This window comes from Bacteroides sp. D22, assembly GCF_000163675.1.
GTDB classification, from domain to species: domain Bacteria; phylum Bacteroidota; class Bacteroidia; order Bacteroidales; family Bacteroidaceae; genus Bacteroides; species Bacteroides xylanisolvens.
In genome coordinates this window covers 76,791-103,132 of the sequence record NZ_GG774798.1, presented here as the reverse complement: position 1 = coordinate 103,132, position 26,342 = coordinate 76,791, and the positions used below count along the sequence as shown (strand labels likewise).

The following is a 26,342-nucleotide window of genomic DNA, read 5'->3' as shown; positions in this document are numbered from 1 at the left end:
CTCTAAATAGGCTCGCAACCTTGATATTCTATCGGAGCTTTGCAGCTTGGCGGAGAGAGGCCGTTACGTGGGCTAGCCTCAAGTGCTTTCTCTTTTATGGTGTCCTCTTCCCGCCTATCAGTCTTTATCTTAATACAACAAAGATAATAAGACTGATATTTTCCTGATAAGATGCGGAGGTAATTATTCGTCTCGCTTGACTTTTTTAAAATAAATTTCCGACCTCTTATCTATTAACTGCAAACTTAGAGCTCTCTTTTTTAAACCGCGCACCACAGGGAAATGATGCGACAAACATAACAAAGATATGTACGATGACTTGAAAGAAAACATTATTCTATTAATGCAGCACCCTATCGCGCGCCGCCCCATCTCCAACTTATCAGATGAAGAACGAGAAAAAGCATTCGACTTGTTGAACTATCTTTCAACTTTATCCGTTGACGAAAACTATACCTTGTTAGATTACATCCAAATGGCACGTCTTGAATATGCACTTGGAGAGCTTGAGTATCAAACAACCAATGATACAGAAAAAGTAATACGACATTTTAGAACCGCCCTCCAACATCTGGAGAAAGGAGGGTTCGACTTAAGTATAAGCAAGTGGACAGAGTTAGTCAGCCTGCGAACCAAAGAAGATACGGAATAATTCAGAATCATACTCCTTACCAGTATATATAGAAGATAGACAACAAAGCGAAAAAGATTGCTTGTGCAAGTAGTCCTTTCGTTCTATCTTCGAAGAGGATGCCTTCCCCACACTTGATACCCCAATATCTTGATCGGCATCCTCTTTTTCTATCTTTCTGCGAAATCTTTTTTACATAGAATTTCCCAATACAGCAGCATTCTACTTATTAACTAATTTATTAACGCACAATTCTTTTTCAGCTTGGTCATGAATTTCGGAAATCATATCTTTGCATCGTGATCACAAAACAACAATAAAACAGATTAACTAACTATTAAAAAAAGAAAGATTATGGCATTAAAGTATGTTGTCAAGAAAAGAGTTTTCGGCTTTGACAAAACAAAGACTGAAAAGTATGTAGCACAGAATGTAATTACCAATACGGTAAATTTCAGAGATTTATGCAAGGAAGTATCCATGTTCGGTATGATTCCCGAAGGCGCAGTGAAACACGTGATTGACGCACTGATTGATGCGTTGAACACGAACCTCAACAAAGGATTGTCTGTGCAATTAGGTGACTTCGGATGTTTCCGTCCGGGCATGAACTGTAAAAGTCAGAATGAAGAAAAAGATGTAGATGCCGATACCGTTCGACGAGTGAAAATCGTATTTACTCCGGGATATAAATTTAAGGATATGCTGGATAATGTAAGTATCTACAAGACGGAAGGAAACGGCGGCACCTCTTCCGGAAATGGAGGGGGAAATAAACCGGAAAATCCGGACGAAGGCGGTAGCGGTGAGGCCCCGGATCCTGCAGCATAAAACTGGAACAAGGGACCACACATAGAAAAGGACTTCTTCCCATAAAAATGAACCCTAAAAGTTAGACAAAAACTTTTAGGGTTCGCTTAGTCATAGTTACCAGCCTGTATTTTGACCTAAATTAGGATTCTTATAATATTCAGTCTGTGGTATAGGATATAAGTACATCTTATCATCCCAGTTACGTGTTTCAAGCAATTCTTTCTTATAAACAGGCAAGCCGTTTTCCATAGTGATCTTGATGCAATAAATAGCTTTGGTTTTATCACCGATTTTCCAACGGCGGATATCCCAGAACCTATGGTCTTCGAACGCAAGTTCCACTCGTCTTTCACGACGGACGCTTTCAGTAAACGCATCGCCGCTTGTTGTAATGGCAGGCATATCAGCAGCAGCACGCACCTAATTCAGTGCCGCACGTGCAGACAACGGATGGTCATTATCCGTATAATCAGCGTCTTTCCAGGCATCCATTGCTTCCGCATAGTTCAGGAGAATTTCCGCATAACGGAATATGATGAAATGGTGCGGCTTCTTTTTCTCATTGGAAGGAGCTAGAGAAACAGTCTCATTCATATACTTCTTCAAATAATAACCTGTGGTAGTCGCTCCGGTTGTTCCGGCACCGTCTTTTCCTCCTTCATAAGACTGGATGGTCGAGTTCATCCATGTATCGCCATTGCAAAGCACCGTTTTATAGAATCTCGGGTCTCTGCCTTCATACGGATTCTGCCCCGGTGTAATCTGTTCCCAGTCAAAGTCTTTTCCATTAGTCATCTGGAAGGCATCCACCAGGTTCTGGGTGGGCACGTTGCCTGTTTTCCCCTTTTCATAACTGATGGGCAAATTGTTAGCTTCAAAATCAAAGCTTTCCCCATTTCTACGTTCAAAAATTAATTGCGGAGATTTCAATACATCGTTTCCACCATTCTTGTCATACAGAGGATCTACATTCGTCTTCGGCAAACTGTACCAGTTCTCTTTTATGATAGCATAAGCCGCATCGGCAGCCGCTTTCCATTTATCGGCATCCTGTGCGGGATTATGCAACAAACTCGCCGCATAAAGAAGAGCACGGGATTTCAATGCCAACGCTGTACCTTTGGTCACGCGTCCCGTCTCCGCCCAAAAGTCCTGATGACTGACAGGCAGAGTTTTGGCCGCGTCACTACATTCATCACAGATATATTTTATCACTTCATTGAAAGAAGTCTTTTCCACGCCGTTGATTTCATCCAAAGCATACGTACGTGTCAAAAGTGGAATATCACCGTATCGTTTAGCCAGTTCGAACAGATAAAAAGCTCGCAACACCCGTAATTCTTCACGATACATGGTAGCTTTGGCTATGTCTTCTTCATACGTATCGTTCCAGCGGAAACGCTCCAGTTTTTCCTGTGAATAGTTTTCAAGAAATGAATTGACGGAACGGATAGCTCCATAGCACTTCGACCACATATTATCGACTGCATTGTTGGGACTCCAGGCATTGTTATAAAAGTCGTGAACACTATTATCACTCCAGACATAAACAGAATTATCCGTTGCAGACTCCCTCAAAGCCCCGTCGAGCACTCCGAGATCTCCGGGCAACTGGCTATAAACGTAGGTAGCCAAACCTTTCACATTGCTAAAGTAGGAATAGGCCTCTTCCCTGTCCAAGCCTGTCGATTCGTCCAATTCGAGCAAGCTACACCCCGATACGGATAATAGCAAACCTGTATATAATAGGATATATTTTCTCATGGTCATCTCACATTTTAGAAGTTAATATTCAACCCGAAATAAACAGAAGTCATATCCGGATAATTGATTTTCAGATCTTCACAGTTCATATACTTCACATGATCGAGCGAAAAAAGATTGTTAGCTCTCGCATACACCTGAATCTTCTCCATTTTCACTTTCTTCGCCCAAGAGGAAGGAAGGTTATAGTAGACATTCAGGTTACGAAGTTTGAAATAGCTCCCGTTTTCCAACCACTGTGTACTGTTTCTGAAGTTATTGGCATTATCCAGCGTAGTCAGGCGGGGGACATTTGCGATGTCTTTCGTTTCTTCCGTCCAGCGGATTCTGTCATTCAGATACCAGTTGGAAATATTCGTGTTGTTTCTCAACGGCCAGTATACGCTGGCAGTGTTCAACATCACACTATAATGGGCTACTCCTTGAAACAGAGCATCCACGCCGAAACCTTTATATTCAAATCCCAAATTAATGCCATAATAAATCTCCGGTATGGCAGTGGAATATCCTATCGCCTTCTGGTCATTGTTGTCAATCACGTTATCGCCATTCAGATCCCTGTACTTGACATCACCTGGACGTACTTCCGAGAATTTCTGCACCGGACTGCTCTTTATGTCCGCCTCATCTCTGAAATAACCGATAGCCTCCCAGCCAAAACACTGCCCGACAGGGTAACCTTTTTTAGACAAATAGCCATACGGCTGATATCCCTCACCATTTTCTACGACTTTACTTTTGGCATAGGAGAAGTTGGCTCCGATATAATAGTTGAAGTCCTTGTATTCCTTTTTCCACATGGCAGAGAGTTCCGTTCCTTTCGTTTCCACCTTTCCTGCATTCATCTGCGGAATAGTAACCCCGATTGCCGATGAGATCAGCCCACTTCCGTCAATCAGGATATTAGTGCGCTTGTCATAAAAACCGTCAATAGAAAAAGTCAGTCCCTTGAACAGGCTCATATCCAAACCGATATTATATTTATCCGCAACTTCCAGATCCAGTTGTTCCATTGCCAACACTCCTTCCTTCAGGCTACTTCCGGCAGAAGTATTTCCGGCCTGAAAATAGTAAGCACCGCTTCCTACCCAATATTGCTTATCCATGTCATAATCATAAATATCATATCCGGAGCGTCCGTAAGAAGCACGAAGCTTCAGATAATCAAAAGCGGAAATTTCTTTCATGAAATTCTCGTTCGAAAGTATCCAGGCGGCAGAAATGGCGGGATATGCACGATACTTGTCGTTCTTCCCCAACACGCTGCTACCAAAACAGTTGGCTACGATATCCACCATATAACGGTTGTCAAAATTATAACCTGCGGTTCCGATAATGTATTGACGGTAACGACTGTTATTAGCCCCTGTCAACGTCATTGATTCTTGACGAAACATAGCACTGGCCGTAAAATCATGTTTATCCCATGTCCGGTGATAATTGACCTTCGCTTCAAAATTGGCATGTATGTATTGATTGGCCAATCCTTTGTTGCTGATTTCCAGTTCATCGTTAGGATTTCCGTAATTCGTGTAAATCGGTTCTCCATCTGTGCCTTTTTCAATGGTCTGGTACATAAAACTTTTCTTGGCTGTTTCCTGATAGGTCGCATTATTATCATAAGCAATAGCGAGTTCCGCACTCAACCCGCGAGTCAATACAGACAAATCCTGCACCAACCGTAAATCCGCCTGCAACATACGCTGATTCAGTTTATAATAACCTACGTCCGCCAGATTGGCTATCGGGTTTGTTTTCAGCACATTGTTACTGCCCCAGAATCCATTCTGTGTCTGCACGGGAAATGCGGCGGACGGGGTGTTGAAAATCTGTTCAAACAAAGTAGCTTCCGACGTGGTGGGACGCTTGGTCTCTCGCAGCATACCGAGCATACTCAATTTCAATTTTGTCGCGTCCGTAATATCCACATCCAGATTCATGCGAAGATTGAGGAAGTATTTCTTCATCTGGGAGTTATAGCGATCTGTATAATCAGTGTACTTGCTATTCAGCAGTCCCATATCGTTTTTGTAATTGAGGACACTGAAATAACGAAGCCGCTTGCCACCTCCGCGGAAAGTGATGTCCAGTTGATGACTGGTTGTATGATTGCGTAACGCTTCTTTCTGCCAGTCCACATTCGGATAAAGATCGCTATTGCCTCCGGACAGGAAAGAAGCCTCATCCATGTCCGGTTGCAAACCATCATATCTCAATGCTTCATTACGGGCTTTGGCATAGGTATAAGCATCGGCAAATTCCGGCTGATTAACAGGGAAGCCTAAACCAAACTTATAGTCTACTTTTATATCCTTCTGGCTATATATACCGCGTTTGGTAGTTATCAATACCACTCCGTTGGCGCCTCTGCCTCCCCAAAGAGCAGTAGCAGCACCGTCTTTCAAAACGGATATTGATTCTATTTCCGAAAGGTTGATATATTCGAGAGGGCGTGCAAAACCATCTACTACAAATAAAGGTGTATCTCCATTCAAAGAACCGCGTCCCCGCACATTGAGACGAGATTTATCTGTGCCCCAACTAGTGTTCTGCATCACACTCAATCCCGGCAACAAGCCATAAATGGCATTGTAAGGACTAGTGGCAGCATTTTTATCTAATTCATTCGAATAAATGGTAGAGACAGCCTGTGTCTTCCGTAATTCGGTGGTCGTCTGTGTGCCCAGATCGATTACCTTATCTTGTCCTTCATTATTTTGCGCTATACCCGTAGTGGCAAACGCCAACGAGAAAGCTACGATATAAAGTGATTTATTCATAATCATTCTTCTTATTGTTCAACGATTTGATTATTACCAACCCGGATTCTGAATCAATCCATATTTCTTGTTTATCTCATCTATAGGCAGAGGCAACAGGAAATACTTGTCGTTCCACTTTTCAGGTTTTGCATACTGACGCGTTTCCGCCATTGCATGAGATACGGTATAAGAAAAGCCGCTTGGCTCACCGGCCGCTTTTTTAATAATCAGACGTGACAATTGTCCGGTAAATATATCTGAGCGTTTCCAACGTACCAGATCGAAATAACGTACTTCTTCATAGCCGAATTCAATGGCTCTTTCGCGTAATATTGCTTCACGCAACGGTTTGCCGGCCGGAACATCTGTTGCCGAAATCGCAGGCATACCCGCACGCAGTCTGGTTTTATTCAGATAATCATAAGCCGTATTACCAAACTCATCACGGACTTCCGCCTTATTCAATTCGTTCATCGCTTCGGCCATATTCAAATAAACCTCCGGAAGACGGATCAACGGACAAGAATAAAATTTACCATTCACTTCGTCATTGAAGTTCCGTATGAATTTTCTCATGGCAACCCCATTGTAACTCATTCGTCCGTCTTTATAAGGCGCCTGGGTGGCTCCTTCGTAAATTTGCACTTTCTGGGCGCCCCTAAACTTATCTCCATTCACAGCAACCGTTTCATATAAGCGGATGTCTCTTCTCGGATTTCCGTCCTTATCAAAGAAGGGGAATTTTTTATGATCAGGATTGTTCCAGTCGAATTCTGTCCCGTCTTTCATCTGAAACATATCGACATAGGTCAGTGTAGGAGAAGCAACTCCATAACGTACCTGGGCGAACGGTGTCTTTCCCGTAGCATAAGTGGTGAATCTTCTAGAAGAAATCAAGACTTCACCGTTATGGCGATTGAAATATCCTGCTGCAAAATCATCGCGGGGATTACCTGTATTCACCAGTTGATAAGCGTCTGAGTTCTTTTTATTAGCCCGCATAAATTCTAATCCGGCATCCAACGCCTTCTGCCACCTGTCCGGTGAATAGTTGCCATACCAAGTAAGGAACTGAGACGAAGCATCTCCTTCCAGATAGGGCTTTTCAGCATTAAATAAAGGACTCGCCACAAACTGAAGCACTCTGGACTTTAACGCTAAAGCAGAAGCAGCCGTCATTCGTCCGTCATTATCTGCATTCACCTGCCAAGGCAGTACAGAGGCCGCCGCATCCAGTAATCCAACAATCTTCTGTACGGTTTCTTCTACTGTCATACGGGGAAATTTCATCGCATCTTCTGCCGTATATGCATGGTCTATCCACGGCATACCACCATAATAACGGAGCATTTGAGAATAATGATAGGCAATGATTACTTGCGCTTCCGCTTTTCCTATCGCTTTCTCATCCGCAGTCATATCCGGCACTCTATCCACATTCTCAATGTAAATGTAGGCTCTTCGAATACCATAAACCGGCCCTACTCCTATCGTAGTATTGGCGACATCCAACCGATATGGAAGATGTTCCAGATATGTATTTGTTCCGTCCACTGTTCCTGTATAGAATTTAGGCGCTCCCTTTTTCGTCCAGTCACCCAGATCGGTTAGCATTTCCAGAACGCCATATCCCAGACGTCCTTGCATCGGCAGATAATCCGGCAGGGAATGATAAGTTTCCGCCAGTGCCTGCTCAGCATATACCTTTTTGTTAAAAACAGAATCGATATTCTGTTCGTTACTTATCGGCTTATCCAGAAATTTCTCTCCAAATTTAAGGTCTTCGCACCCTATCAGTGTCAATACAGAGAGAGAAAGACAACCTATATATTTTTTATAGTTTTTCATTGTCAGCACTATTAAAAGGTTAGATTAATACCTAAATTATATATTTTAATGATAGGGTAAGAATCCGCATTATTCGGATTACATTCAGGGTCCATGATGTCAAACTTATCAAAAGTCAGCAGATTATAGCCTGTCAGTTTTATGCCTAACTGCTGGATACCCAGTTTCTTCAACATCTTCTTATCTGTGAAGTTATATCCTATTGTCACATTCTTCAGCTTCAAATAAGAACCGTCTCGCACCCACAAAGAGGAAGAACGCATATTATAGACTGCATTTGTCTCTGTAAACCGCGGTGTAGTAGCTGTATTAGCTGTTTCCGGTGTCCAGCGCGTATCTGCATGGAACTGCATCAAACCACGGATTTTACCATTACCAAAAGGTTCTCTGAAAGCTCCGTCCAGCAACAAAGAGCGTTGTGCAGCACCAGTCCAGTTCATCGTCAGGAAAAAGCCTTTGTAATTGATACCATAATTCAATCCGAATGTATAAGCCGGACGAGTCGGGTTTCCAATGATAGTCTGGTCGTCGGAAGTTATTTCCTCATCACCGTTCAAATCCCGGTATTTCACATCACCCGGCTTCACGGACACACCCGGATCGGGCAGACCTGCCACCAGTTTGCCGTTCTCTCCGAAATCCGCTTCTGTATAGAAACCGTCCGCCACATACCCGAAGAGTGTTCCGACCGGATTTCCTGTCCGCCACATATAAGGTTCATTAGGCTCAACTTCGTCTTGGAAAATAATCTTATTCTTTGAATAGGAAACGTTTGCCTGAACATTATACTGAACCTGCCCGATCTTGTCATTCCACCTCACTTCTACCTCATATCCACGGTTTTTCACTTTACCCATATTTACAGCAGGTAGAATAGATGAAGTCAATCCCGTTAATAAAGGTACTGTCTTACGATTGATGAGAATATCCTTACGTTCTTCGAGGAAATAGTCCAAAGAGATTTTCAGACGGCTCTTCAAGAAATGAACGTCCAATCCATAGTTCTGTTTCAGCGCAGTTTCCCAAGTCACGTTCGGATTGCCCAGACGCTTCTCCAATGCACCCAGAATTAACGCCTTGCTGTTATAACCAAAGTTGAATCCATACTTATTGTTATTCCACCCGTCTACTCCGCTCAGATTCACATCATAAGAATCCGGCAGGAACAAGAAGCGGTTATTTCCAAGATTGTCATTTCCGACCAAGCCGACAGAAGCACGGAATTTCAGATAATCAACCACCTTCTGTTTTTTCATGAAGGCCTCTTCCGACAGGATATAACCGATGGAACCGGCAGGAAACGCACCGAATCTCTTACCCGGAGCAAAATTCTCAGAACCATTATAACCGAAGTTAACTTCTGCCATATAACGAGATTTGTAATCATACGTCAGACGGCCTACAAAACCGATGTAAGCAGACGGTACTCCCACCCACTGAGCGGGATAGTATTTCTTACTCTGATTGTACAAGAACAATCCCCCGACATTATGAAAACCAAACTTACGATTATATCTCAAGCTGGCTTCCAGATACCAGTCTCGTGCCCGCGAAGAAGTTTCCTCATATTGCAAGTTCTTATTTTCTCCTTTGATCTTATAAACAATATTCTTGTTGAAATCCGGCGAATCATAACCAAGTGACGGATCTTCCAAAGAAGATTGATAGAAAGGCATAAATTGTTCCACTTGTCCTTTACGCTTTTTGGTAAAGCCATAACTCGTATTATAAGCACCTTTTATTTCCGCCGACAACCCTTTGGTTATGAAGTCCAACTTCTGATTCAACAGAAGGTCCAGATTCATCGTATTATTAATAGCTGTTGAGTAACCTGTCCCATAACACTTAGGCAAAGCACTATTGCCCAGATTGATTTTATTATCAAAACGTTCTTCGGGGGTAACTATGAGTTGTCCGTCAATCACACCCGGACTACTGAACGGAGTTGTCTGATTAATCAGTGTCCAAATCGAATTAGTCGCATCATTAATCATCGGCTCATTTCGGTTACCTACAATCCCGCCGATACCGATCTTCAGCGTGGTAGTCTTAGTTACATTAAAGTCTAAATTCGCGCGATAATTATATCTTTTGTATTTATAATTATTATCATACCCCACTCCTTCAAACTGTTTCAGCAAGCCATTCTGATATAAGAAACCTAAAGATATGAAGTAACGTATATCCTTTGTTCCTCCGGAAATATTAAGGTTATGCTGCGTTTGCACAGATGTTTTATTAAGCAGGTACTTTCTCCAGTCGATACTGGGGTACATAATAGGTTCATCATTCAATCTGAACCGTTCAACTGCATAATTATTAAACACCAAATCGTTCTCGGTAGCATTTGGCTTATCATTTGTTATAATCTCATTTCTCAAAGTAGCATACGTATAGCTATCTGCCATTTTAAGCATTCGGGTAGGCATCTGGATACCAACTGAAGAATTCACTGAGATTTTCGCTTTACCTTCTTTACCACGACGTGTAGTCACCAAAATTACGCCATTTGCACCACGCACACCGAACACGGCAGTAGCAGAAGCGTCTTTCAGAACCGTCACGCTCTCTATTTCATTCGGGTCCATTTGATAAAACGAACGTTCTATACCATCCACCAAAATCAAAGGAGAGGAAGCACTTTCTGTTAAGGAACCCACTCCGCGAATAAATACCTTAGGGTCCTCCTGCCCCGGCTGACCGCTAGTCTGAACGGATGAAAGTCCTGTAATCTGGCCCGCCAGCGAATTGGCCACACTTGCATTCGGCGAACGTATCAACGCCTCATTGTTTACAGCAGAAATAGCTCCTGTCAGAGTTTCTTTCTTTTGTGTACCATAGGCCACAACTGTAACTTCCTGAAGTTCATTGGCCGTTTCTTTTAAAATAATTTTCAGTTGTTTGCGTCCATTTAATGGCACTTCTTGAGGTTCATATCCCATGAACGAAATTTGCAGAACTGCTTTTTGAAGATTGCTTACTTTTAAATGGAAAACACCATTCATGTCAGTAATAGCACCGTTAGCCGTGCCTTTTTCCTTTACATTGGCACCAATCACCTCTAAGTTGGATTCATCCAATACAGTTCCCGTTACTGTATTTTGCGCCCATGCCAAGAGCGAACAACACATAAGCATTAACGTACTAATGCACCTCTTGCATCTTTTTAGTCTCGTTAGTTTGTTCATAATAATAAATTTAAGAATTTGAAATAGGTTTGTTAAAAACACTTGCCGCAAATTAAGTGAATGTAATAGTTTTTAAGATACAATTATCATACTAAAAAGGGACAAAATAGTACAAAACAAGAAATAAAAAGCATTAAAATTAGCTGTATTACTCATAGTATCAGGATGTCACGCTAGAAAAATATAGCCTATTCATCGTTTCTTCTTTACTTTACCATACTCGAGAGGTGATACTCAAAAAGTTAATTTACCAAGTTCTTCTTTCATCATAAATCTATGCCAACTTCACATACCATTACCAGACTCCATTGAATAGTTCATAAATAAATTAAAATTGAACTATTGACATACCTATTAGACTTATTATTCTCCTTTATTAATCAAATTATTCCCTATCTTTGACTCCAGAAATTCAAACCTAATACAAAAAACCCATGAAGAAACAACTACTCTCTTGCTGCTTGGCTGCATTGGGACTGACAGCAATTCAAGCGCAAAGCTTCAACGAGTGGAAAGATCCGGAAGTGAATTCCGTAAACCGTTCCGCTATGCACACTAATTACTTTGCTTTCGCATCGGCTGATGAAGCTAAAGCCGGCATTAAAGAAAATTCCACAAATTTCATGACCTTGAACGGTCTTTGGAAATTCAACTGGGTAAGACACGCAGACGCACGCCCGACCGACTTTTATCAGACTAATTTCAACGACAAAGGTTGGGATGACCTTCAAGTTCCCGGCGTTTGGGAGTTGAACGGCTACGGTGACCCTATCTATGTCAACGTAGGATATGCCTGGAGAAGTCAATTCAAAAACAACCCTCCGCTAGTGCCGACAGAAAACAACCACGTAGGCTCTTACCGCAAAGAAATCATCCTTCCTGCCGACTGGAAAGGCAAAGAAATTTTCGCACATTTCGGCTCGGTAACTTCCAATATGTACCTTTGGGTGAACGGACGTTATGTAGGATATAGCGAAGACAGCAAACTGGAAGCTGAATTCAATCTGACTAACTACCTGAAACCGGGTAAGAACGTCATCGCCTTTCAAGTTTTCCGCTGGTGCGACGGTAGTTACCTGGAAGATCAGGACTTCTTCCGCTACTCCGGCGTAGGACGCGACTGTTATCTTTACGCACGCGACAAGAAATACATCCAGGACATTCGCATTACTCCCGATTTGGACAGCCAATATAAAGACGGTACATTGAATATATCCGTTGACCTGAAAGGAAGCGGCACAGTAGCTTTAGACTTGACAGATGCTCAAGGCAACAGCGTAGCGACTGCCGACCTGAAAGGTTCGGGCAAATTAAACACAACTCTATCCGTTTCCAATCCGGCGAAATGGACTGCTGAAACGCCTAATCTCTACACGCTGACCGCTACACTGAAAAACGGCAACAACGTAGTAGAAGTAATCCCTGTTAAAGTAGGTTTCCGCAAGATTGAATTGAAAGGCGGACAGATACTCGTAAACGGACAACCGGTACTCTTCAAAGGAGCCGACCGTCACGAAATGGACCCGGACGGCGGTTATGTGGTTTCTACCGAACGTATGTTGCAGGATATCAAAGTGATGAAAGAACTCAATATCAACGCCGTGCGTACCTGCCATTACCCGGACGACAACCGTTGGTATGACCTGTGCGACCAATACGGCTTATATGTAGTAGCCGAGGCAAACGTAGAATCTCACGGAATGGGCTACGGCGACCAGACACTGGCAAAGAACCCAATCTACGCCAAAGCCCACATGGAACGTAACCAACGCAACGTACAACGTGGTTACAACCATCCGTCCATCATCTTCTGGTCATTGGGTAATGAAGCCGGCATGGGACCAAACTTTGAGAAATGCTACACTTGGATTAAGAATGAAGACAAGACACGTGCCGTACAGTACGAACAAGCAGGAACCAGCGAATTCACCGATATTTTCTGCCCGATGTACTATGACTACGACGCTTGTATCAAATATAGCGAAGGCAATATCCAAAAGCCGTTAATCCAATGTGAATACGCGCACGCTATGGGTAACTCCGAAGGCGGATTCAAAGAATACTGGGACATCATCCGCAAATATCCGAAATATCAGGGCGGATTTATCTGGGACTTCGTAGACCAGTCCTGCCACTGGAAAAACAAAGACGGAGTAAGCATCTACGGCTATGGCGGCGACTTCAACAAATACGACGCTTCGGATAATAACTTCAACGACAACGGTTTGATTAGCCCCGACCGCGTACCCAATCCGCATGCATACGAAGTAGCTTATTTCTATCAGGATATATGGACGACTCCTGCCGATCTTGCCAAAGGCGAAATCAACATCTTCAACGAGTATTTCTTCCGCGACTTATCTGCTTATTACATGGAATGGCAATTACTGGCAAACGGAGAAGTAGTGCAAACAGGCATCGTATCCGACCTGAAAGTAGCGCCCCAACAAACTGTGAAAGTGCAAATTCCATTTGACACAAAGAACATCTGTCCTTGCAAAGAACTGCTGCTCAACGTGAGCTACAAACTGAAAGCCGCCGAAACACTGCTACCGGCCGGAACCACCGTCGCTTACGACCAACTAAGCATCCGTGACTACAAAGCACCGGAACTGAAACTGGAAAACCAACAAGCCTCTAACCTTCCGGTCATCGTGCCCACCATTTTGGACAACGACCGCAACTTCCTGATTGTGAAAGGTGAAAACTTCTCTATGGATTTCAACAAACACAATGGTTACCTCTGCCGTTACGACGTCAACGGCATGCAACTGATGGAAGATGGCAGCGCACTGACTCCTAACTTCTGGCGTGCACCGACCGACAATGACTTCGGAGCCGGACTGCAACACAAATATGCTGCCTGGAAGAATCCTGAACTGAAACTGACTTCTCTGAAACATGCTATTGAAAACGATCAGGCAGTGGTTCGTGCCGAATATGACATGAAGTCGATTGGCGGAACATTATCGCTGACTTACACCATTAACAACAAGGGAGCAGTGAAAGTTACCCAAAAGATGGCGGCAGACAAGAGCAAGAAAGTTTCTGACATGTTCCGTTTCGGTATGCAAATGCGTATGCCGGTCAACTTCAACGAGATAGAATATTACGGCCGTGGTCCGGGAGAAAACTATGCCGACCGCAACCACGCGGCCATGTTAGGAAAATATCGCCAGACAGTGGAAGAACAATTCTATCCTTACATCCGCCCGCAGGAAACCGGAACAAAAACGGATATCCGCTGGTGGAGACTTCTGAACATCAGTGGCAACGGACTGCAATTCGTATCGAGTGCTCCTTTCTCCGCTTCTGCCCTGAATTACACCATCGAGTCATTGGATGACGGCGACGGCAAAGACCAGCGTCACTCACCGGAAGTAGAAAAGGCAGACTTCACCAACTTCTGTATCGACAAGGCACAAACCGGACTTGCCTGTGTCAACAGTTGGGGAGCTATCCCACTGGAAAAATATCGTCTTCCTTATCAGGATTATGAGTTAAGTTTTATTATGACTCCTGTATATCATAAAATAAAGTAAAAAACATAGTTAAAAAACACGGTATCAGAGAACAAGAATACCGAATTTAAAGTACTTTTGCAACCGGAAACTAAATTATCTAATTTAGTTTCCGGTTTTTCTTCCTTAACCCCCTTATCTATATAGATGAACAGCACACTGGCAACAAACGCATTAAATTAAAAAACAGATATTTATAAGTATGAAAAGTAGAATTGTTTTATTTGCATTTTGCGTAGCCCTCTTGTCTAGTTGTGGCAATAAGGGCAATGACACAGGAAAGGTTCCTGAATATGCAGTACAAGAGTTACAAAAAACGACTGCTAATTTAACAACTGCCTATCCGGCTACAATTAAAGGAAAACAAGATGTAGAAATCCGCCCCCAAGTATCGGGCTTCATCACGAAACTCTGTGTAGACGAAGGAGCAGCTGTACGTAAAGGACAAGTGTTGTTCATTGTTGATCCGACTCAATACGAAGCAGCTGTACGCACTGCCAAAGCAGCAGTAGCTACAGCAGAAGCAGCAGTGAGTACTCAACAGATGACGTATGACAATAAGAAAGAGTTGAACAAAAAGCAAATCATCAGTGACTATGACCTGGCAATGGCAGAAAACTCCTTGGCACAGACTAAAGCCCAGTTGGCACAAGCAAAAGCGCAACTGACCACTGCTCAACAGAACTTGTCATTCACACAAGTTAAAAGTCCGTCAGATGGCGTTATCAACAATATTCCTTATCGTGTAGGAGCATTGGTAAGCCCTTCTATCGCTACGCCGATGACTACTGTTTCCGAGATTGACGAAGTATATGTATACTTCTCAATGACAGAAAAGGAATTGCTGGCAATGACCAAGTCCGGTAGCACCATCAAAGAAGAAATCAGCAAAATACCGACTATCAAACTGCAATTAATTGATGGTTCCACATACGATATAGAGGGTAAAGTAGATGCTATCACAGGCGTTATCGACCAATCTACCGGTTCGGTAAGCATCCGTGCTATCTTCCCGAATAAGGAACATGTATTGCGTAGCGGAGGTACTGCAAACGTTCTGATTCCTTATACCATGGAGAATGTAATCACTATACCGCAGTCTGCAACAGTAGAAATCCAAGATAAAAAGTTCGTTTATGTTTTGCAACCGGACAACACGGTAAAATATACAGAAATCAAAATCTTCAATCTGGATAACGGAAAAGAGTACTTGGTTACTTCCGGTTTGAATTCAGGAGATAAAATCGTAATCGAAGGAGTACAAAACCTGAAAGATGGCCAGAAGGTTCAGCCTATCACACCGGCGCAAAAAGAAGCAAACTATCAACAACATTTGAAAGACCAACACGACGGTAATTTAGCCACAGCCTTCAACTAATAATCAGATAATCATTATGAAATTAGATAGATTTATTAACCGTCCGGTACTATCAACCGTTATTTCTATCCTGATAGTCATCCTGGGGGCTATCGGATTGGCGACACTGCCTATCACGCAGTATCCGGACATCGCGCCTCCTACCGTTTCGGTAAGAGCCACCTATACGGGAGCCAGTGCATCGACCGTATTGAATTCCGTGATTGCTCCGTTGGAGGAACAAATCAACGGTGTAGAAAACATGATGTATATGACCTCAACTGCGTCAAACACGGGTTCCGGTGAGATATCCATATATTTCAAACAAGGAACAGACCCGGACATGGCCGCCGTCAATGTACAAAACCGTGTTTCTATGGCACAAGGTCTGTTGCCGGCCGAAGTAACTAAAGTCGGTGTAACCACTCAAAAACGCCAGACTTCCATGCTGGTAGTATTCTCTCTCTATGACGAGACAGATACATATAGCGAATCGTTTATTGAAAACTATGCTAAGATCAACTTGATTCCTCAAGTACAACGTGTACCGGGTGTGGGTGACGCCAACGTTTTGGGGCAGGATTATTCTATGCGTATCTGGTTACGACCGGACGTCATGGCACAATACAAGCTCGTTCCCGGTGATGTTTCCGCTGCTCTGGCAGAACAGAATGTCGAAGCTGCTCCAGGACAGTTCGGTGAACGCAGTAACCAGACTTTCCAATACACCATCCGTTATAAAGGACGCTTGCAACAGCCTGAAGAGTTTGAAAATATCGTTATCAAATCTCTTCCTGACGGTGAAGTACTCCGTCTGAAAGATATAGCAGAAATTCAGCTGGACCGCTTGGGATATAACTTTACCAACCGGGTAGACGGACACAAGTCTGTGACTTGTATCGTATACCAGATGGCAGGAACCAACGCGACACAGACTATCAGTGATATTGAGGCATTGTTGGATGAAGCATCAAAAACGTTGCCTACCGGATTGAAACTGAACATCTCCATGAATGCCAACGACTTCCTTTTCGCTTCTATCCATGAAGTGTTGAAGACGTTGATCGAAGCATTTATCCTGGTGTTTATCGTAGTGTATATCTTCTTGCAGGATTTACGTTCCACATTGATTCCGACTATCGCCATTCCGGTAGCTCTGATCGGTACTTTCTTCATCCTGTCCCTGGTAGGATTCAGTTTGAACTTGTTGACGTTATGTGCGCTCGTGCTTGCTATCGCGATTGTGGTCGACGATGCGATTGTGGTCGTCGAGGGTGTGCATGCCAAGCTTGACCAAGGTTATACATCTGCCCGTCTGGCTTCTATCGATGCTATGAATGAATTGGGTGGTGCTATCGTATCTATTACGCTGGTCATGATGGCCGTATTCGTTCCGGTAAGTTTCATGGGAGGTACAGCAGGAACATTCTATCGTCAGTTCGGTATGACTATGGCTATCTCTATCGGTCTGTCCGCATTGAACGCATTGACTTTGAGTCCGGCTTTGTGTGCCGTTCTTCTGAAACCTCACAAAAAAGAAGACGGAACAACGGAAGACTCCACATTGAAAGAACGTATGAAAGTAGCCTATACGGCAGCCCATACAACCATGATCAACAGATATACCGAGGCTATCGGAAAGATGTTGCATCCGGGAATTACACTTACTTTCACGCTTATTGCCATTCTCGGCATGATCTTTGGTTTGTTCAGTATCAATCCGATAGTTACTGCAATTTTCGTAGTGCTTAGTATTCTGGCACTGATCGGAATGAGTACGAAGAAATTTAAAAACAGATTCAACGATACATACGAATCAATCCTGAAACGTTATAAGAAACGAGTACTGTTCTTTATCCAGAAGAAATGGTTGTCTATGGGATTAGTTGTCGCTTCCATTGCGATACTTGTATTCTTCATGAACACCACTCCGACAGGTATGGTGCCTAATGAAGATACCGGAACGCTGATGGGAGCAGTAACATTGCCTCCGGGTACTTCTCAAGACCGTTCTGAAAAAATCCTGGCACGTGTAGACAGTCTGATCGCTTCCGATCCTGCGGTATTGTCACGTACCATGATTTCCGGATTCAGCTTTATCGGTGGCCAGGGACCGTCATACGGCTCTTTCATCATCAAACTGAAAGACTGGGACGAACGTTCCATGATACAGAATTCAGACGTTGTAGTCGGTTCCTTATATATGCGTGCACAAAAGATTATCAAAGAAGCACAGGTATTGTTCTTCGCTCCTCCTATGATCCCGGGTTACTCGGCATCTACGGATATTGAGGTAAATATGCAAGATAAGACCGGTGGTGACCTGAACAAATTCTTCGATGTGGTTAATGATTATACGGCAGCACTGGAAGCACGTCCGGAAATCAATTCGGCAAAAACTTCCTTCAACCCGAATTTCCCGCAATACATGATCGACATCGATGCAGCAGCTTGTAAAAAAGCAGGTATCAGCCCGAGCGATATCCTCACTACCATGCAAGGATATTACGGAGGTTTGTATGCATCCAACTTCAACCGTTTCGGTAAGATGTATCGTGTTATGATTCAGTCAGATCCATTGTCACGCAAAAACTTGGAATCTTTGAAGAATATCAAGGTGCGTAATAGTGCAGGTGAGATGGCCCCGATTGCCCAGTTCATCTCTGTGGAGAAAGTATATGGTCCGGATATTATCAGCCGTTTCAACCTTTATACCTCTATGAAAGTAATGGTAGCTCCGGCAAGTGGTTATACATCCGGTCAGGCATTGACTGCCCTCGCCCAGGTTGCCCAAGAAAACCTGCCTACCGGTTATACGTATGAATTAGGAGGTATGGCGCGTGAAGAGGCTCAAAGTAGCGGAAGTGCTACCGGACTGATTTTTGTGCTCTGTTTCGTATTCGTTTACTTATTGTTGAGTGCACAGTACGAAAGTTACATTCTTCCGCTGGCTGTATTGTTATCCGTTCCGTTCGGTCTGTTAGGCAGTTTCCTGTTTGTGAACGGTGTAAGTGCTATCGGTAATATTTCGGCATTGAAGATGATTCTGGGTACGATGTCCAACAATATCTATATGCAGATCGCGTTAATCATGTTGATGGGTCTGTTGGCAAAGAATGCCATCCTGATTGTAGAGTTCGCCCTCGACCGTCGTAAGATGGGTATGAGTATCACTTGGGCAGCTGTATTGGGTGCCGGTGCCCGTCTCCGCCCGATTTTGATGACATCATTGGCTATGGTAGTCGGTTTGCTTCCGTTGATGTTTGCCTTCGGTGTAGGTGCCCACGGTAACCGTACACTAGGTACTGCTTCTATCGGTGGTATGTTAATCGGTATGATTTGCCAGATTTTCATCGTTCCTGTCTTGTTTGTTATCTTCCAGTATCTGCAAGAGAAAGTTAAACCGATGGAATGGGAAGATATCGACAATACAGATGCCGTAACAGAGATTGAACAATACGCTAAATAATGAAATTCGATATGAAGAAACAGATTCTATATATGTTGTGCGCAACTGCTCTCTTGAGCAGCTGCCACATCTATAAGTCGTATGACAGACCCGAAGACATCACTACTTCCGGCCTGTATCGCGATCCGGTAGCGGATAATGATACACTGGTTTCGGATACAGCCAACTTCGGTAATCTGCCGTGGAGAGAAGTCTTCACCGACCCGCAACTCCAGTCTCTCATCGAAACGGGACTGAAACAAAATACGGACCTCTTGTCCGCCGCTCAAAATGTGAAAGCAGCAGAAGCATCCCTCATGTCGGCACGCCTGGCTTATGCCCCGTCATTAGGATTGTCTCCGCAAGGAACGATCAGCAGCTTTGACAAGAATGCAGCTACAAAAACTTATTCATTACCTGTCACAGCCAGCTGGCAAGTCGATTTATTCGGTCAGTTACTGAACGCCAAACGAGGTGCCCAAGTTGCTCTGAAGCAAACAAAGGCTTATCGCCAGGCAGTACAGACACAGGTGATCTCTAACATCGCCAATATGTATTATACATTAATGATGTTGGACCGCCAGTTGGAAATAACCAAAGCTACGGCAGAAATCCTGAAAAAGAATGCCGAAACAATGGAAGCCATGAAGGACGCTGCCATGTACAACATCAATTCTGCCGGCGTGGAACAAAGCAAAGCTGCTTATGCGCAGGTACTCGCCAGCATCCCTGATATCGAACAGAGCATCCGCGAAACGGAAAACGCATTGTCTACTCTTTTAGGCGAAGCTCCCCATGCTATCAAACGTGGTGTATTGGAAGCACAAGTGCTTCCGACCGAACTTTCGGCTGGTGTCCCCATCCAGTTGTTATCCAATCGTCCGGACGTAAAAGCAGCTGAAATGTCATTGGCAGGCTGCTATTATGACACCAACTCCGCACGTGCCGCTTTCTATCCGCAAATCACGCTTAGCGGTTCGGCAGGATGGACTAATAATTCCGGAGCCGGCATCGTTAATCCTGGTAAATTACTGGCTTCTGTTGTCGGTTCGCTGACACAGCCATTGTTCTACCGGGGACAAAACATTGCTCGTCTGAAAGCTGCCAAAGCGCAGGAAGAACAAGCGAAATTATCTTTCCAGCAGGCCTTGTTGAATGCCGGTAGTGAAGTCAGCAATGCGCTAAGTTTATACCAAAAGACGAGTGAAAAGGTAGAATCTCGTCAAATGCAAGTAGAATCTGCCAAAAAAGCTTCGGAAGATACAAAAGAATTGTTTAACTTAGGGACTTCAACCTACCTGGAAGTATTATCTGCACAGCAGGCTTACTTGAGCGCACAAATCTCACAGGTTTCTGATTGCTTTGACCGGATGCAGGCCGTAGTAAGCCTTTACCAGGCACTGGGTGGTGGAAGAGAAGAATAACTTTAAACATATACTATTATGATTAGTCCGTTAGCTTACGTAGATCCCGAAGCAAAGCTGGGCAAGAATGTAACCGTTCTGCCTTTTGCCTACATTGAAAAGAATGTAGAGGTCGGGGATGACTGCGTCATCATGTCTTACGCTAGTATCCTGCAAGGTACTAAAATGGGAAAAGGAAACAAGGTACATCAGAATGCTGTCCTCGGAGCGGAACCACAAGATTTCCACTATACTGGAGAAGAAAGCAGCCTGATTATCGGAGATAATAACGATATTCGTGAGAATGTAGTAATCAGCCGCGCTACATTTGCCGGCAATGCTACCAAAATCGGAAACGGCAACTACCTGATGGATAAAGTACATCTTTGCCATGACGTACAAATCAACAATAACTGTGTGGTAGGTATCGGCACCACTATTGCAGGAGAATGTACATTGGATGACTGCGCTATCTTAAGTGGAAATGTCACCTTGCACCAGTATTGCCATATAGGTAGCTGGACACTGATACAGAGCGGATGCCGTATATCTAAAGATGTGCCTCCGTACGTTATCATGTCAGGAAATCCGGTAGCATATCACGGTGTAAACGCCGTAGTTCTCTCCCAACATCACAATACATCGGAAAGAATCCTACGTCACATCGCTAATGCATACCGTTTGATTTATCAGGGTAATTTCAGCGTTCAGGATGCCGTACAGAAGATTATCGACCAGGTTCCTATGAGTGAAGAAATCGAGAATATTGTAAATTTCGTGAAGAGCTCGGAAAGAGGGATTGTGAAATAAACAAAGTGAGTCCATATAAAGAAGGTTGATACTTTTTCAAGTATCAACCTTCTTTTTTATATTCAAATTCAAAGATTCAATTCACTATTCAAACTCCAACGTTCCGAAGAAATCAGGGCGGTGGAAATCCGGCTGTTCAATCTGTATCGGATTCCATGAAAGGAAATGAGGGGTCTGCAATTCATCGCCACATTTATAGAAATTAGCTTTTATCTCCTTTCCGTCGAGCGAATCAATCTGGTGCTTAAAGAACACAGAATACGGAATAATAAGGGCCACTTCCCAGTCCGTTTCACCGATGCGTTCAGCAAAAGGCTGATTACCCAGACTAGACCAGCGTTGTACAAGAGCAGTCACCTCTTTCGGTGCATGTTCGCGGTTGTTACGCACAGGTCCGGCACCCACCAGAATAGTTCCGATGCAATTGCATTCTATATTATAATAGATCCCGTCGCCTGCAGGTATGGAAAAGAATTCCACGCAGGAGTCAGTCCATACAGAACCGTTATCTTTTCCATACTTGGCACGTACACTCTCCTCTTTCACTTTAAAATGTAGCAAAATCGAGTTCTGTGTGTGAGCAATTCGAAAATTCACTTTAGGTTTGTAAGGATATTCAGCCCAATTGACACACTGAATCGACTGAAAATCTATTTTTTCTTCATCGAATAGTTTAGGAAGCGAACAAGCCTCCACGTTAGCCGCACTAATTTTCTTTACTTTCATATATCTTTCGTTTGAATGATACAAATATAGTTACTTTCTTTGGTTTACACCTTATTTCTATGTTATTTTTAAATTGCAAATTATTATATCAAAAAATAATATTTAGTTAAATATTACTCAACTATTATATAATGAGATATTTTTTCATATATTTGCCATCACTTAACCGATTAAATAGATACTGTTTATGAAAACATCCCTTAAAGACATAGCAGAAACCTTAAAATTATCCAAGACAACAATCTCTTGGGTACTTTCTGGTAAGGGGGATGAAAAAGGTATTAGTCTTGCTACACAAGAAAAAGTCTTTCAATGCGCCAAACAGTTGAATTACCAGCCTAATTTATTAGCCAGAAGCCTAAATACGGGTATATCAGGCACAATCGGATTAATCATACCGGATATTACAGACTCTTTTTACTCCAAAGTTGCCCGTTCTATAGAAAAGGAAGCGGAAACACAAGGCTATTCATTAATGATTTGTAGCTCTGAATCTGAAATAGAAAGAGAAAACAGAATGATCCGGTTATTCAAAGCGAAACAGGTGGATGGAATTATAGTAGCCCCCACAAAAGTTTCTAAAATTGAAATACAGAATCTAGTCAAAGAAGGCTATCCATTAGTCTTATTTGACCGCTACTTTCCTGAGATGCAGACAAACTACATCATTATTGACAATGAAGGCAGTAGCTACGAGTTAGTAAAGAAAATGATCGATAACGGATCATCTAAAATAGCTATTATTACCACGAATCCTCATCTCCGCACAATGAATATGAGACGAGAAGGGTATGCAAGAGCTTTAATTGAAGCCAACCTACCCGTTGATCCTGATCTATATGGAGAGGTGACCTTTGTTGATTATGAGAAGAATGTTTTCAAGACTCTTGATCAAATATTCAGCAAAGTACCTGATGTAGATGGGTTCTTCTTCACAACCCATATTTTGGCTCTGGAAGCATTCCGTTACTTTTATGAAAAAGGAATCAATATAAATAAAGGATATGAATTGGCTTGTATTCATGGAGTATCAGCATTCCGTGTCTTAGCACCTAATATGAACATCGCAAGAATGCCAATAGAAGAGATCGGTAAGAATGCCGTAAGGATTCTACTTGGCGATATCAAATATCGCTTGGAAAATTCGACCGAAAAAAGAGAAGTAGAAACACTTGTCCTGCCATGTTCATTACCCTAGTCATGATTTTACATTTTTTCTTCAATCACTTAACCGGTTTAGTGAAAATAAATAATGATATCAAATTAACAAATGTAACAATAAAGAAAATAGCCCTCTAATTATTAACATAAAGATACAGAATTATGAAGTTCCAAATTAAAAATGAAAAATACATGCTGGCTCTATTAGGACTTCTAGTATGGGCATGCAGCAGTAACAACATTGATATTGAAAATATGCGATGTGAATATCAAATTTCTCCAATTGGCATTGATTCACCAGCACCGCGTTTTACTTGGAATTACACAACCAATAATGAAGATGCAACAGAGTTTTCTCAAGACAGCTATCAGCTATATATCGCCACCCGGGAACAAGATTTGAGAAACTCATCCGATAATAGCTGGCAATCTGACACTATTTACTCTGATACTCCTCATGCGACCTATCAAGGATCAGAAAAATTGAAATCCAGAACTCGTTATTACTGGCAAGTAATAGCATGGGATAAAACAAAGGAACATAAGATTATCTCTCCTATATCCAGTTTTGAAACAGCTCAACTCAACCAAAGTGACTGGACAGGAGTATGGATTACTGATAATCATGATAAAGATTATACGCCAGCGCCCATGTTGCGCAAGTCGTTTATCGCTCAAGATGATATACAACAAGCAAGATTATATGTAAGTGCCGCTGCATATTATAAAATGACATTAAATGGTAAATCAATAACATCATCACATCTCAATCCGGGTTTTACTCATTATAATAAAAGAAATCTGTATAACACATACGACGTCACTTCACAACTGCTCAAAGGAGAGAACGTACTATCTGCAATACTTGGGAACGGATTCTACAACGAATCGGCCCCTGTAGCAACATGGAGCTATGAGCAAGCCCGCTGGCGTAACCGCCCAAGAATGATCTGCGAAATGGAGATATTATATAAAAATGGAGAAAAGCAAACCATCCATTCAGATTCTACTTGGAAAACGAGTATCGGTCCTTATATACAAAACAATATTTATAGTGGTGATACCTATGATGCATGTCTTGCAATTGCTGGATGGGACAAACCGGGTTTTGATGACTCTAAATGGACAAATGCAATTCAGGTGGCTGCCCCTTCTCCCCTACTAGTATCACAAAACATGCCTGCTATTGAAACGGAACAATTTATCACTCCAATCAATATGCGTTCTTTTGGTGATACAGTCTGTGTATACGATTTTGGAGTTAATATGTCAGGGGTCTGTACTCTTTCTATCAATGGCAAGAAAGGCACTAAAGTCAGTATGCAACACGGCGAATTGCTAAAAGATAACGGACGCTTGGAAATGCGCAACTTAGATATTTACTACAAACCATTACCTGGCCTCGCTTTTCAAACAGACACTTATATATTGGACGGAAAACAAGGTACATTCACTCCAGATTTTACATATCATGGATTTCAATATGTAGAAGTTCGTTCAGATCGTCCTGTAAAACTTACTAAAGAGAGCTTAACCGCTCAATTCATACATACGGCTGTTCCTCCTGTTGGTAAATTCAGTTGTTCAAATGAACTATTAAATAAAATATGGAAAGCTGCTAATCAATCATATTTATCAAATCTGATGAGTATCCCGACTGACTGTCCCCAACGAGAGAAAAATGGATGGACTGCCGATGCACACATAACAATGGATTTAGGATTATTAAACTTCGATGGTATTACTTTCTATGAAAAATGGCTGGATGATATGATTGATAATCAAAATGAAGAAGGACGTATATCGGGAATCATTCCTAGTTCCGGATGGGGCTATGATGACTGGATAGGTCCTGTATGGGATGCTGCCATGTTTATCGTGCCAATGGCAATTTACCACTACTATGGAGATACAAGAAGCATCGAAAAACTATGGCCTGTATGCACCAAATACCTTGCCTACCTCGCAGGACGCGAGGACGCGGAAGGAACCGTAACTTACGGAATTGGTGACTGGGTATTCCATAAAACACAAACCCCTACAGAATTCACCACTACCTGCTATTATTATTTAGACAATCTGTATATGGCTAAATTTGCAGAACTCATTGGAAAAGATGGTAGTAGTTATGCTAAGAAAGCAGAAGAATTGAAATTGCTTATCAATCACAAATACTTCGACACATCCAAAGCTATTTATGCCAATGGTTCGCAAGCAGCACAAGGAGTTGCCTTATACCTTGGAATCGTTCCTAAAGAATACGAACAGCAGGTTGCAGATAATCTTTCTACGATGATAAAAGCCAATAAAAACCTGCTCGATTTTGGAGTTTTAGGCAGTAAAACAGTCCTGCGGATGCTTTCCAAATATGGATATGCTGACTTGGCATATCAGATGGCCGCACAAGAAGAAGCTCCATCTTGGGGCAATTGGATAAAACAAGGTTTCACTACACTAGCAGAAACATGGATACTTTCACCTGAATTTAGAGATGCCTCCGTAAATCACATGTTTCTTGGAGACATTAATGCATGGATGTACAATATATTGGCAGGCATTAATTATGATGAACAGAAACCCGGATTCAAACATATTCTTATCCAACCTCATTTCGTAAAAGGTCTTGACTGGGTAAAAGCAGAATATAAATCTGTAAACGGAATCATTCGTTCTGAATGGGAACGTAAAGGAGAACAAGTGATTCTCAAAGTCACGATCCCAGTCAATACGAATGCAACAGTAGAATATAATGGTAAAAAGATAGATTTAAGGTCAGGAAAACATCAACTCACATTTTAATTGAAACAAAAGAAAGGAGGTTTAATAGAGGTATATAAAGAAGCAAAAATGAGACCGTTATGTAATACTATAAAAATATAACACTAGTTACTTTGTCACACCATCAATCAA

13 protein-coding genes and 1 pseudogene are annotated in these 26,342 nt (G+C 42.5%); 9 read left to right on the top strand and 5 right to left on the bottom strand.

Going from position 1 to position 26,342, the window contains the following annotated elements:
- Nucleotides 1–307: 307 nt before the first annotated feature.
- Both HMPREF0106_RS19865 and HMPREF0106_RS19870 read left to right on the top strand, forming a co-directional pair.
- Nucleotides 308–652: a hypothetical protein gene (locus HMPREF0106_RS19865; RefSeq protein WP_009039104.1), complete on the top strand. Its 345-nt coding sequence runs from the start codon at nt 308–310 to the stop codon at nt 650–652.
- Nucleotides 653–985: 333 nt separating this feature from the next.
- Nucleotides 986–1,462: an HU family DNA-binding protein gene (locus HMPREF0106_RS19870; RefSeq protein WP_004307476.1), complete on the top strand. Its 477-nt coding sequence runs from the start codon at nt 986–988 to the stop codon at nt 1,460–1,462.
- A gap of 96 nt (nt 1,463–1,558) precedes the next feature.
- On the opposite strand, the pseudogene HMPREF0106_RS19875 reads toward HMPREF0106_RS19870, so the two are convergent.
- The 4 genes and pseudogenes from HMPREF0106_RS19875 to HMPREF0106_RS19890 form a co-directional block, all read right to left on the bottom strand.
- Nucleotides 1,559–3,214 (bottom strand): annotated as a pseudogene (locus HMPREF0106_RS19875) (RagB/SusD family nutrient uptake outer membrane protein).
- An 8-nt stretch (nt 3,215–3,222) separates the two neighbouring features.
- Entirely contained in the window at nt 3,223–5,994 is a 2,772-nt protein-coding gene (locus HMPREF0106_RS19880) for a SusC/RagA family TonB-linked outer membrane protein (RefSeq protein ID WP_009039103.1), read from the bottom strand.
- 27 nt (nt 5,995–6,021) lie between these two features.
- On the bottom strand, nt 6,022–7,818 hold the full coding sequence (locus HMPREF0106_RS19885) for a RagB/SusD family nutrient uptake outer membrane protein (RefSeq protein ID WP_008776100.1): 1,797 nt from the start codon (nt 7,816–7,818) through the stop codon (nt 6,022–6,024).
- 11 nt (nt 7,819–7,829) lie between these two features.
- Entirely contained in the window at nt 7,830–10,955 is a 3,126-nt protein-coding gene (locus HMPREF0106_RS19890) for a SusC/RagA family TonB-linked outer membrane protein (protein ID WP_008776101.1), read from the bottom strand.
- A 485-nt stretch (nt 10,956–11,440) separates the two neighbouring features.
- Here HMPREF0106_RS19890 and HMPREF0106_RS19895 point away from each other — a divergent pair, with 485 nt between their 5' ends.
- The 5 genes from HMPREF0106_RS19895 (at nt 11,441) to lpxA (ending at nt 21,545) form a co-directional block, all read left to right on the top strand.
- Nucleotides 11,441–14,548, top strand: a complete 3,108-nt coding sequence (locus HMPREF0106_RS19895) for a glycoside hydrolase family 2 TIM barrel-domain containing protein (RefSeq protein WP_009039101.1) — start codon at nt 11,441–11,443, stop codon at nt 14,546–14,548.
- A 181-nt stretch (nt 14,549–14,729) separates the two neighbouring features.
- Entirely contained in the window at nt 14,730–15,905 is a 1,176-nt protein-coding gene (locus HMPREF0106_RS19900) for an efflux RND transporter periplasmic adaptor subunit (RefSeq protein WP_004316811.1), read from the top strand.
- 16 nt (nt 15,906–15,921) lie between these two features.
- Nucleotides 15,922–19,353, top strand: a complete 3,432-nt coding sequence (locus tag HMPREF0106_RS19905; RefSeq protein ID WP_009039100.1) for an efflux RND transporter permease subunit — start codon at nt 15,922–15,924, stop codon at nt 19,351–19,353.
- 11 nt (nt 19,354–19,364) lie between these two features.
- Entirely contained in the window at nt 19,365–20,756 is a 1,392-nt protein-coding gene (locus tag HMPREF0106_RS19910) for a TolC family protein (RefSeq protein WP_032851057.1), read from the top strand.
- 18 nt (nt 20,757–20,774) lie between these two features.
- The gene (lpxA, locus tag HMPREF0106_RS19915) at nt 20,775–21,545 is read left to right on the top strand and encodes an acyl-ACP--UDP-N-acetylglucosamine O-acyltransferase (protein WP_009039098.1); all 771 of its coding nucleotides are present in this window, start codon (nt 20,775–20,777) and stop codon (nt 21,543–21,545) included.
- 84 nt (nt 21,546–21,629) lie between these two features.
- Here the strand turns inward: lpxA and HMPREF0106_RS19920 are convergent, their stop codons facing one another.
- The gene (locus HMPREF0106_RS19920; protein WP_004310385.1) at nt 21,630–22,271 is read right to left on the bottom strand and encodes a carbohydrate-binding family 9-like protein; all 642 of its coding nucleotides are present in this window, start codon (nt 22,269–22,271) and stop codon (nt 21,630–21,632) included.
- Between the two features lie 187 nt (nt 22,272–22,458).
- On the opposite strand from HMPREF0106_RS19920, the gene HMPREF0106_RS19925 reads away from it, so the two are divergent.
- Entirely contained in the window at nt 22,459–23,469 is a 1,011-nt protein-coding gene (locus tag HMPREF0106_RS19925) for a LacI family DNA-binding transcriptional regulator (protein ID WP_008023950.1), read from the top strand.
- A 125-nt stretch (nt 23,470–23,594) separates the two neighbouring features.
- Nucleotides 23,595–26,231 (top strand): family 78 glycoside hydrolase catalytic domain, encoded by a 2,637-nt coding sequence (locus HMPREF0106_RS19930; protein ID WP_009039097.1) that lies wholly within the window; start codon nt 23,595–23,597, stop codon nt 26,229–26,231.
- Nucleotides 26,232–26,342: the final 111 nt, after the last annotated feature.